Origin of the sequence: Flavobacterium erciyesense (assembly GCF_018069925.1) — a bacterium.
GTDB lineage: Bacteria > Bacteroidota > Bacteroidia > Flavobacteriales > Flavobacteriaceae > Flavobacterium > Flavobacterium erciyesense.
Genome location: NZ_JAGPXB010000002.1, coordinates 49,029 through 61,051 on the forward strand (window position 1 = coordinate 49,029; position 12,023 = coordinate 61,051).

Sequence of the window (12,023 nt, forward strand, 5' to 3'; positions counted from 1 at the left end):
TTAACAATTTATTTAACCAACAATTAATAACTATTTATTATGAACAAATCAGAATTAATCGATGCTATCGCTGCGGATGCAGGAATTACAAAAGCTGCTGCAAAACTAGCTTTAGAGTCGTTTTTAGGAAACGTAGGTGAAACTTTGAAAAAAGGTGGAAGAGTATCTTTAGTAGGATTCGGATCTTGGTCTGTTTCTTCAAGAGCTGCTAGAGATGGAAGAAATCCTCAAACAGGAAAAACAATCCAGATTGCTGCTAAAAATGTGGTAAAATTTAAAGCCGGAGCTGAATTAGAAGGCGCTGTAAACTAATCGTAATTAGCAATATATAATTAAAACCTTCCTTTTGGAGGGTTTTTTTATATATTTATTCAAAAAAATTTGGCATTATTATAATAAAAACCTTAATTTTAATAAAAAATCAAATCGTATGACTACAGATAAATTAAAAAAAGGATCCCTGCTCATTGCAGAACCTTCGATAATTGGAGATGTATCGTTCAACAGATCGGTGATTTTATTAGCTGATTATAACGAGGAGGGCTCCATTGGTTTTATAATTAATAAGCCACTAAAGTATACGATTAACGACTTGATTCCAGAAATTCACGCGCGCTTCAAAATCTATAATGGCGGTCCTGTGGAGCAGGATAACTTGTATTTTATTCATAACATTCCAGACCTAATCCCTAATAGTATCGAAATTTCTAACGGCATTTATTGGGGAGGCGATTTTGAATTTACTAAAGAACTTATCAACCAAGGCGCTATAAGCAACGAGAACATTCGCTTTTTTCTTGGCTATACTGGCTGGCATGAAAAACAGTTGGAGAGCGAAATGGAAAATAACTCTTGGATCATTACAGCGAATACTTACGAAAACAAAATCATTGGAAAATCAGCCACCCACTTTTGGAAAGAACAACTCATTGAGTTAGGTGGCGATTATATTATTTGGTCTAATGCTCCAGAAAACCCATATCTTAATTAAACATTAGCAATCAATTCGTTTAACTTACCGTTCAATTGTTCTGATATTTGTGTTGTAAATTTCTTTTTTCGGTATTGTGTGATGGGACGAATTCCTTGAATAACATTTGTTAAAAATAACTCATCTGCCTTTTGTAAGTCAAATGGTGAAATAACCTCTTCAACAACTTCAAGTCCATCAATCTTTTTGGCAAGTTGAAAAATTTGCTTACGCATGATTCCGTTTAAGCAACCTTCAGTTAATGGCGGCGTAGTTAATTTGCTGCCTACAAGCATAAATAAATTTCCTTGCAAAGCCTCGACCACATTTTTTGTATCATTAAGTAACAAGCAATTATCCAAACCATTTTCTGACGCAAATATACTTCCTGTAATATTAACTAACCTGTTTGTTGTTTTAATAGACGAAAGCAACTGTTTGGCTATGTAAAAATCTTTAAACAAGTCAACCTCGTAAACAGAATTTTGAAAAACATAGGTAGCATTTTCAAGAGGCGCAGCATGAATTAAATACGATATTGTATTTGTAGTTGGCAAATAAAATCCTCCGTCGTTGCGATACACAGTAATACGTGCTCGAGCAGAGGCAAGAATATTTTGCTCTTTAACCACTGACAAAACCTGCTCTTCTAGAAATTCCATTGTAAAATTCATAGGAATATCCATACGAATCACACGCATAGCAGCCATTAGCCTAAAATAATGATCTTCTAGAAAAAGGATTTTTCCGTTACTTATTTTAAGCGTTTCAAAAACAGCATCTCCGTATAATAAGCCTCTATTTTGAGTAAGTTCTGTATTGTCTTGTGGTAGTAGTGTTCCGTTAAAATTAATCATAAAAAAAGCCCTAAATTAGATTTAGGGCAAAGATAAGTTTTAAAATATGATTTTTTATACAGAACCAATAAGATGTTTTAAATCAGAAATCTGATTTTCCCACAGTAGTTTCGCCTCATCAATTTCTCCTTTTTCGGCAAAATCAACTACCATCAACGAAACATCTTTTGTTAATTCATCAACTAAAATATGTAGTTCAAAAAAATACTCTGAATCCTTGTTACTATCATCAACCCACTTGAATTTAACTTTCTCACCTGTTTTTTTAGATGCCAAACGTGCTTTTTCTTGCGAATCGTTCCAAATAAAAGTAAAAAACTCGCCTCGTGAATTAACATTATCTGCAAACCATTCTGACAATCCAGATGGCGTAGAAATGTACTGATACAGCAATTGAGGTGATGAATTGATAGGGAATTCGATTTCGTAACGTACTTTTTGATCCATGAGCTACATTTAATTTTTTGGAAATATATAGAATATAACTACAACAAAAAAGCATTTTTAAAAATATTTTTTTTTCTTCACTTTATGCTTGCAAGGTCTAAAATAGTTACTATCTTTGCACCCGCAATCAGGAATAGTTAACCACCTGACCATGGCGAGATAGCTCAGTTGGTTAGAGCGCAGGATTCATAACCCTGAGGTCCCGAGTTCAAATCTCGGTCTCGCTACAAGTTTTAAAAATCACAAAGTCTAGATTTTAAGCGGTATTAAAGCAATTTAATACCGCTTTTTTATGTCGAATTTATTACGATATTTACAATCTGAACACGATTTTGAACACGATTTGAAAGAAAAGAAGAAATACTCCGAACCTAAGATCTACGATGCAGACGGTGATTTGTCAAAACGTTGGTATGTTTATTTTTCTTTTAGAAAAACTGCTGATCTATCCCTAATTAGATTTCCTAGTAACATTTATGCTCCGCAACATCTTGATAAAAAAGGGAGAGTTCAATGGTTAAAAAGTATCCAACGTAACTTATCGATACTTTTAAAGGACGGCTTCAATCCCTATGACCCAAATAACAACTTTGAATTTGAAAGTGAAGAAAGTTTAAGCCATTCTGTAAGAGAAGCTTTTGAATTTGCTTTGAATATTAAAAAAAGCACCTTAGCAGGTACGTCTTATCAGGGATTAGAGGGCAGAATGCTGCGATTTGAAAAATGGCTAAATGAAAATGGGTTTAAAAACAGCCTAATTACATCCGTAAACAAGAAAGTGGTCACCTCCTACTTAAACGAAATTTTAATTGCTACATCGGCTAAAAACAGAAATAACACGCGTACTGACATCAGTTCTATGTTTACTATTTTAGCAGATAATGAGATTATTCCTGACAACTTTATTCATAAAATTCCAGTTTTAAAAAGTACTCCCGAGAAAAATAAATCTTTTACTAGTGAGCAAGAAACTGAAATTTTCAAATATTTAAACGAAAACAATAAGTTACTATCACTGTATGTTAAATTCATTTCATTTAACTTTTTAAGACCAGTAGAAGTGAATCGTATTAAAATTGGTGACATTGATTTAAATGATAAAATTTTAAAAATTAAAACTAAAACAGGATTCAAGGTAAAGAGGATCCCACAACTACTTATTGATGAAATTCCTGATCTCTCCCTTTATAAAAGTGATGCGTATTTATTTGGAAGAAAAGATTTTGGCCAATACTGGAAGGCCTCAGAAAATAGTAGAAGAAATGATTTTTCGGATTATTTTTTAGAAGTCAAAAAGAAATTTGGTTTTGATAAAAATTACGGATTGTATAGTTTTAGACATACTTTCATAACTAAACTTTACAATACCTTCATAAAAGAAATGACGCCAGATGAAGCCGAATCAAATATAATGTCTATCACTGGTCACACCAGTAAAACGGCTCTTAGAAAATACTTAAGGGAGATAAATGCTTATATCCCGGATGATTACTCAAAGTATATAAGATAATTTATAAGCTTATAAGATCGAATCAGAATTGTATGAAAATAAATTAAGCTTAATGTTAAACCATTTTCTGGTTCATACAAAACAATTTATTAATTGCTTTAATAACATATGTATCGAATATTTTAAACTGTAAGAGGATAATTTTTCGCGAACTTAAATTCCACGACATAAAATAGAACTTTTGAAAAAGTAATTACTTTGATATTATAGGTATACCCTTAATATTATATAAGAAACAATTTATTTTTAGAATACGTATTTCCGGGCCTTTAGATGAAGTAAATATGTAAGCAAACGATTTTTTCTTTAAATTTTAAAAATTTTACATCAAGGCTTTTAACTAATAATATCTATAAAAAAATAAAGAGCATCTTTTTGTTAAATCTCTCACCTATTTGATTTCATTTTTCTAAGTTTGCGACATTGGTTTTTCATACTTAACCGACCTATAATGTTTGATTTTAATTAAGTCACCTAATTATTTCAGTCACATGTACTCACCTATTTTTCTTCTTGAAGACCATAAATATGTTACCGAAGCATATATCAGAGCACTCAGATCTATATCCTTTGAAGGCGAAATAGTCGTTTCCTATTCTTTGAATGAGGCGTACAAAAAAATAATAGATTCTGATTTAAAAGAACTCCAATTAGCCATATTAGATTACAGTATGCCTCCTTGTCAGTTAAATAATTTGAAGAATGGCGAGGACATCGCTAATATAATACGTGCAAAATTTCCAGAGACTAAAATTATTTTCATTTCAGCAATCCTATCAAGTTTCGAGCTAGAAAGTCTTTTGAAAAACGTCAATCCTGAAGGTATTGTTGAAAAATCAGATATTGATTTTAGCGATTTATCTATGATTTTAAAAAAAGTAATTGGCGGCGAGGTATTTTATAGTCAACGAGTTCATAAAACGATCGATGAAAATAAAGCAAAATATCATTTTTTGGATGCTGTAAATTTGAAGATCATTGAATTAATATCTCAAGGAATAACAACTAAGAATTTACCCAATTATCTACCACTATCTTTAAGTGGAGTTCATAAAAGAAAAGCCAAAATCAAAGCGGTTTTAAATATTGATAATGGATCTGATGAAGCGATAATTAAAGAAGCAAGAAAAAAAGGATTCCTATAAATATAGAAAAATAGATTTAACATTTAGGGTAGTTTTACTACCCTTTTTTATTTTGAAGTAGTTTTAATTTTGAAAAAAAATAAAACACATGACAAAATACTACACACTACTATTTTTTATATTCTCACTTTTCTCTTCTGCACAAGACAAAATACTATTTAGATATGACAATGCAGGTAATCAAACATTACGTGAAATCTGCATCAATTGTTCTGCTAGAACATCTTCTAAATCCATCAAAGAATTAAAAAAAGAAGATTTACTTGAAATAGATCAAATTTCATATTATCCTAATCCAGTTATTGAGGAACTATTCTTGTCATGGAAATTAACTCCAGAAAAAACAGTACAGAAAATCGAGGTTTTTACAATTAGTGGTAAGTCATTACAAGCATACTTTCCTAAATCTGATCAAATAAGTATTGGTTTTTCAAGTTATCCCAGCGGTATTTATTTTGTGATTCTAAACTACAACAATGGAGAGTCTAAAACAATTAAAATTGTTAAAAAGTAAACATCAGCATTACTTTAATCTTACACCAATAGAAAATCTTTCATAAAACCATTACACACTAAGATATGAAAAAAATATACTTATCATTATTTTTATTTTCATTTTTTCAAATAATCATTGCGCAAAACTTTACAGATACAAAAGGAGAATTGCAAATTAGTAGCTCAGGAACTGCTTCTTATAATTTGCCAATAGCTGTACCTCCAAGTATCATGAACGTGGCGCCTGTAATCAACCTTACATATTCAAGTGGGCTACGCGGCGGGATTGCTGGACAAGGATGGAGCATTAATACCATATCATCTATTGCTAGAATTGCTACAAGACGAGATATTGATGGATTTGTGGATGGTGTTGATTTTGACGCTGATGACAAACTTGCTCTTGATGGACAACGATTACTAATTAAAACAGGTACTTACTGGGCAAATGGTTCGAGCTATGAAACAGAATACAAAAGCAATACAAAAATTGAATGTGTAAATCAGGGTAGTATAATTTACTTTATTGTAACGGCTCCTGATGGATCTAGGTCATGGTATGGAAGCACACCAGATGGCAGCCAGAACGCCAAATCAGCAACTGCATGGCATATTGTTCGTTACGAAGATGTGAATGGGAATAGAATAGATTACAATTATACTAATACTGCATACAATAACACTAACCAATTATACATTAGCAGTATTTCATTTAGCGGGAATCCCACTGCAGGAATTGCATTTCAAAATTCAATTGTTTTCAATTTTAAAAATTCAAAACGTGTGGAGCGCGATTTTATCGGTGGAAACTCGTCTTATGCTTCTAAGATATTAGATAATATTGAAGTACGAACAAACAACACTCTTTTTAGAAAATACCAATTGTCTCATAGTGTAGATCCTTCTCTGGGCTATGAAAGAGTAACCAATATTAAAGAAATTAACGCACTAAATGAAGAATCTAATCCTGTTGAGTTTCAATATGAGCAAAGCCCAACAACCCCTGTACGTAAAGAAAAGGCATATACTAATAATTTAGCTTTTGATAAAACAGATTTAACAGGAGATTTTGATGGAGATGGTCGTTTAGATTTTGTTGCTAAAGATAAAGTGTATACAAACCTTTTTAAAGCAGATTCAGGAAACGTACCAATCAATTTACCAACTAATAATGGTAGGCTTTTTTCAGGTACAACTTTAACAAATAATAAGATAAATCAGTTTCAGTCTTTAATTTATGTACAAGAAACCTATAATACAATTGAATTTAAAACATATAATTTAATTGCCAATTCAGTTTCATTGATAAATACTAAAGTTATTAATTTTAATAATTTAATTACGTATAACCCTAGTTTAGATGATCCAAATTGTGGCGGTTATACAATTCCAAATAAAATTCAAGAGAACATGTATCTCGAAGGTGATTTTAATGGTGATGGTATTAGTGAATTTTTGATTGAAACATTTACAAATACACAAAGTTTCAGTGGATTTTTTGAAGATTATTATCAAGATGGAACGGTTAGTTATTATTGTATTGATCAGACTGCATCTGATGGAAAAGAGTTTTATTTAGTAAATATTGACCCTAACGCAAACACAACGCTTGGACAGAAAGATTTTGCAGTCATCCCTAATGGGAACTTATTAGAAGGTTATAGAAGGTTTGTTATGGATTTTAATTCGGATGGTAAATCGGATATTTTGATAATTAACAACAATAAAACATACAAAATTATAGGTTTTAAACAGCTCAATACTGCACCTTGGATTGAGTTGGAAATCCTTGGATCTGGTTCAATTGACAAGTTTTCAGAAACAAAACAAATCCTTTTTGGAGATTATAATGGAGATGGCAAAACGGATATCATGCTTCCAGATACTGAAGGAGGAAGTGGAAATACATTATGGCATATTTACTACAGTAATCCAAAAACATCTGGTGGTGATTTTTTTACAAAAGAAAGTCACAATATTGTTGAATATTGGCCTAATACAGGTTCAACATATAATACGCAAACTCATTTCAGTACTTACTATGCCATAGATGTTAATAAAGATGGTAAATCAGATATTGTGCGTGTTTGGAGAAAATATTACAAACCAAAATGGACGATAAACGATCACAATACTCAGTGGTGGATTACGGCATTTACAAATAATATAGGGAGCACGTTGAGCGGAACAACATTTCCTCTAAGTTACAATTCAGATAACGAAAATATAAGCCCAATATTTGGTCCTCAGCATTTTAATTCAGATTCACCTGACATCCCAATTCCTCTGGCGTCAAACTATAAATATAACGGAGCCAATACGGAACTAGTATTGATAAGGGGACACTATAACAAAATTGAGTATTACCAGTTCAACAAAAATGTTGAAACTGAAAATAGACTTATATCTGTAACTGAATCTAGTGGAAATATCAAACAAACTATTGATTACAAACCAATGGAGGCAAGTAATTCAAGTTACGGCAACTCATCAACCGATTTTTATTCCTCAACCGGTACAGTAAGTTATCCTAACATTGAAATTATTCGCAACCCCACTAGTTTTCTAGTTTCTAAACTAACTGCTACTATTAATGGAATGTCCAAATACCAAGATTTTAGATATAGAGGATATGTGTCTAATTATGAATACGGTACCGTAGGTTTTATTCGTTCTACCAGAAGCAGTTGGTACAGGACGGATTCAGATATAAAAATTTGGTCTACCCAACACAATGATATAGCACTAAAAGGAGCTACTACTCTTTCATGGTCAAGTACAAATGCAAATACTGTTTTTGATGCAGTTCCTACAGATTTATTAAGTTCGAAAACGAACATTTTTGATACGTATACTCATCCTATCACAAAAGTTTATAATGTCTTATTAAACAAACAAATTACAGTTGACAATTTAACTGGTGTAACAACCGAGGATACTTTTACTTATGATGGCTCAGTGTCTTCTAATTCATATTATGGATTAGAAACACAACGAGTTTCTAAAAAAAGTATCGGTTCTGCGATACAGGGAACAGCAACAACTACCACAACCTATGAAAATAATCCTTTCGGTACAGGGTTAAATTATTATATAGGACGTCCTAAAACAGTTGCTACTTCAACATCTATTTCAACAGGTGATACGAGAACTTTTAATGAAACGTATACCTACTCTGGAACAAATTTGTCCAAATCTGAAAAAACAGGTCATAATACAGGTTATGCACTTGTTGAAGATATGACTTACGATGCGGTAGGGAATTTACTAACAAAAACCATTAGTGCTCCAGGTGCTTCAAGTCCTGTTGCCTCAAGAACTATAACCGATGAATATGATAGCACTAAGCGATTTGTTCTCAAGAAAACAGATCATCAAGGATTTATTACTCAGTTTACCTATAATACTCTGGGCCAAGTATTATCATCAACAAATTATATGGGTGTAGTTAGTACTAATGGGTATGATAATTGGGGCAAACTGACTAATTCCACAGTATTCAATGCATCGCCAACACCTCTTACAACTACAACTGTCTACAACAAATTAAGCTCTGGCGGATATACTACAACAACTACAAACAATGTAAGTGGATTATCTGTTGTAGAATATGATGTACTCGGTCGTGAAGTACGCAACTCAACAAAAGGATTGGCAGCTGGATCAATGATCTCAACAATGATATCTTATGACGCATTAGGCAGGAAATCATGGGTAAGTGAACCGTATTTTTCATTCCCAAATAGATTTACTAATTATGAATATGATTATTTACAACGTCCCGTAAAAGTAACAGCACCTACTGGTCGTATACAAACTATATCCTATTCAGGATTAACGACTACAAGTATTGATGACGGAAAAACCACCACTGCAACGCTTGATGCTTTAGGGAATAAAATAGAGACTACTGATCCAGGTGGTGTAATTGCATTCACATACTACGCAAACGGTCAATTAAAACAGTCTAATTATGAAGGACATAAAGTAACGATCAATATTGACGGATGGGGTAATAAAATTTCCATGAATGATCCTAACGCGGGTAACTATACGTATACCTATGACGCTTTTGGACAATCCTTAACAGAAACTACCCCGAAAGGAAGCACAACCAACACCTATGATACTTATGGTAAATTAATCAAGAAAAAATTAGTAGGTGATGGTACAGATATTGAAACGATTTATTCTTACAATTCATTGGCGCAACTTACTAATGAGACTAGTAAAAAATCCACTGGTGCTAGTATAGATGTTTTTACATATGGATATGATAGTCTAAATCGCCCATCTACAACCACCGAATCTAACAGTAGATTTGCCCAAACTAAGTCCATCACCTATGATACATTTAGCAGACCTATTACAGGAACTACTACCACTCAAGAATTGATTACGGGTATGGTAGCAACTGTGCTAACCAAAAATAATTACAATGCTTACAATGGTATCATGGATAAAATTACCGATGGTAATGATGCCTTACTATGGCAACTTAATACAGCTAATGAAAAAATGCAATCTTTGACGGAGACTTTAGGAAACGGGATTGCCATTACAAATGCGTATTCAGTTGATGGCTATTTTAGCTCACAAAAACATCTTTTAGCCAATACCGCTATATTGCATAATACTTATGATTTTAATGGTATTAAAGGAACACTAAACAGTCGCCAAAATATTGCATTGGGCACTAGTGAAAGTTTTTCATATGATAACTTAGATCGTTTGACACATTGGACAAACCCATTAAATGGAACGATCGATTCAAATAACTACGATAATAAAGGGCGAATTACGAGCAACAATAAATTAGGTTCAGTAAATTACAACACAGATGTAGCAACTGGAATTTATAGAAAGAGTGCTATTGTACTAACTCCCGAAGGCAAGAATTATTATAATACATTACCTAAACAAGTAGTGAGTTACACCATGTTCAAGAGCCCTATAAGTATAAATGAGAGCGACAAAGGCAGTACTACTTTTACCTATAATTCTCATTTGTCCCGTCAAACTATGAATTATGGATTTACCATTACCCCACCCTCAACAACAGGAGTGTATACTAAAACCAAGGATTACACCGATGATGGTACGGTAGAAATTATAAAAACCCCTACTACAATAACAATCCGCACATACATAGGAGGAGATGCCTATGGTGCCCCACTGTATGTAGAAAAAATAAAAACGCTTGCCACGGGAGTTGTTGTAGACAAAAAATACTACCTGCACCGAGATTATTTAGGTAGTATTATTGCCATTTCTGACGAAAATGGAGCGGCAATTGAACGCCGTCATTTTGATGCTTGGGGAAATTTAGCTAAATTGCAACAAAATGGTGTGGCAATAGCTTTACCTACAGATGGTACCGCTACAAAACTACTTTTATTAGATCGTGGTTATACAAGTCATGAACACCTCTCTGAAGTAGGCTTGATTCACATGAACGGTCGCTTGTACGATCCTGTTTTACGTTCTTTTTTAATGCCTGATAATTTTATCCAGCAACCAGATAATACCCAAAATTACAACCGTTATGCGTATGTCTTGAATAACCCATTAATGTACACGGATCCTAGTGGGGAACTTGGTTTTTTAGCGGTTGTTCTAATAGGTGCTTTAGTTTCTGCAGCGACATATACCATGACAGCTTTGTTAGCAGATGTGCCTTTTAGTGTGGGCGGATTATTGAAAGCAACGTTTATCGGCGCCGCGAGTGCTGCAGTTACGTTTGGGATTGGTAGTGCTTCAACTTCGATGTTTACGAATTTTTATTCGCAGGCTGCTTTTCAAGCCGTTGCACATGGGACTTTTCAAGGAACTATGACAGCTATAAGTGGCGGAAAGTTTTGGTCTGGCTTTGCAGCTGGTGCTCTGAGTAGTATTGCAAGTAGCGCTTGGGGTGGTGGCACAACGAAAACAGAAGGTTTCTCCGCAGAAAACAATTGGGCTTACGGTGCAAAAACAATTCATCATGCAGGTCTCGGTGCAGGAACAGGAACCGCAGGAATGATTGCATTTGGTACAGTTGCTGGCGGTGCAGGTGCAGCATTAACGGGAGGTAATTTTTGGCAAGGAGCTGTTACGGGATTGGTAGTTAGTGGACTTAATCACGCGGCGCATGAGATAGATCCTCCAAGCGGTAAAAAAAATCATCCATGGATGCAAAAATTTTACAAATCTCAATTTATTGAAAATCAATATTTTGCTGCAGAATCAGGATTAAGAGCAGGAAACTATTTTGATTTTACATTGATAAAAAAAGTATTTGGTTTTAAATTGGGAGAATATAGAGAAACTAGCTACAAAGCAGAGTATTTTAATAATAAAGGCAACGTTACTCAAACTTCAAATCATTTTTTTGAAGTCGCAGCTGCTTATTATGTTGGTGCATCATATAAATACAATCTAGGACAAAATAGATTTGAGTCAGCCTCTCTCAGTTTTTTTGGTGTATCAGCAGAATATTCTGTTCAATCTCAATTTGAATCATCTTTTTATTTTGGAATAGATACCGGAGTTGGATTAGGACTAAGTATAGGTGGATTTGCGAATATTAAAGCTGGATGGAAATTTAATTTTTAAATAAA

8 protein-coding genes and 1 tRNA gene are annotated in these 12,023 nt (G+C 33.4%); 7 read left to right on the forward strand and 2 right to left on the reverse strand.

Annotated features, from left to right (window positions below):
• Positions 1-39 precede the first annotated feature (39 nt).
• Entirely contained in the window at positions 40-312 is a 273-nt protein-coding gene (locus tag KBJ98_RS03240) for an HU family DNA-binding protein (RefSeq protein ID WP_166138418.1), read from the forward strand.
• Positions 313-430: 118 nt separating this feature from the next.
• Positions 431-991: a YqgE/AlgH family protein gene (locus tag KBJ98_RS03245; RefSeq protein WP_210788255.1), complete on the forward strand. Its 561-nt coding sequence runs from the start codon at positions 431-433 to the stop codon at positions 989-991.
• On the opposite strand, the gene KBJ98_RS03250 is transcribed toward KBJ98_RS03245, so the two are convergent.
• Together KBJ98_RS03250 and KBJ98_RS03255 are read right to left on the reverse strand one after the other, a co-directional pair.
• A complete protein-coding gene (locus KBJ98_RS03250; RefSeq protein WP_210788256.1) occupies positions 988-1,827 on the reverse strand; it encodes an aminotransferase class IV in 840 nt (279 codons plus the stop codon). The two genes, KBJ98_RS03245 and KBJ98_RS03250, sit on opposite strands and share 4 nt — an antisense overlap.
• A 54-nt stretch (positions 1,828-1,881) precedes the next feature.
• The gene (locus KBJ98_RS03255; RefSeq protein WP_166138427.1) at positions 1,882-2,274 is read right to left on the reverse strand and encodes an START-like domain-containing protein; all 393 of its coding nucleotides are present in this window, start codon (positions 2,272-2,274) and stop codon (positions 1,882-1,884) included.
• A gap of 153 nt (positions 2,275-2,427) precedes the next feature.
• On the opposite strand from KBJ98_RS03255, the gene KBJ98_RS03260 reads away from it, so the two are divergent.
• The 5 genes from KBJ98_RS03260 (at position 2,428) to KBJ98_RS03280 (ending at position 12,018) form a co-directional block, all read left to right on the forward strand.
• Positions 2,428-2,501 (forward strand) — tRNA-Met (locus KBJ98_RS03260).
• A 65-nt stretch (positions 2,502-2,566) separates the two neighbouring features.
• Entirely contained in the window at positions 2,567-3,784 is a 1,218-nt protein-coding gene (locus KBJ98_RS03265) for a tyrosine-type recombinase/integrase (protein WP_210788257.1), read from the forward strand.
• Positions 3,785-4,275: 491 nt separating this feature from the next.
• Positions 4,276-4,929 (forward strand): response regulator transcription factor, encoded by a 654-nt coding sequence (locus tag KBJ98_RS03270; RefSeq protein ID WP_210788258.1) that lies wholly within the window; start codon positions 4,276-4,278, stop codon positions 4,927-4,929.
• A gap of 88 nt (positions 4,930-5,017) precedes the next feature.
• Positions 5,018-5,443, forward strand: coding sequence for a T9SS type A sorting domain-containing protein (locus KBJ98_RS03275; RefSeq protein ID WP_210788259.1), 426 nt, complete (start codon positions 5,018-5,020; stop codon positions 5,441-5,443).
• Positions 5,444-5,508: 65 nt separating this feature from the next.
• Positions 5,509-12,018, forward strand: a complete 6,510-nt coding sequence (locus KBJ98_RS03280) for an RHS repeat-associated core domain-containing protein (protein WP_210788260.1) — start codon at positions 5,509-5,511, stop codon at positions 12,016-12,018.
• Positions 12,019-12,023: the final 5 nt, after the last annotated feature.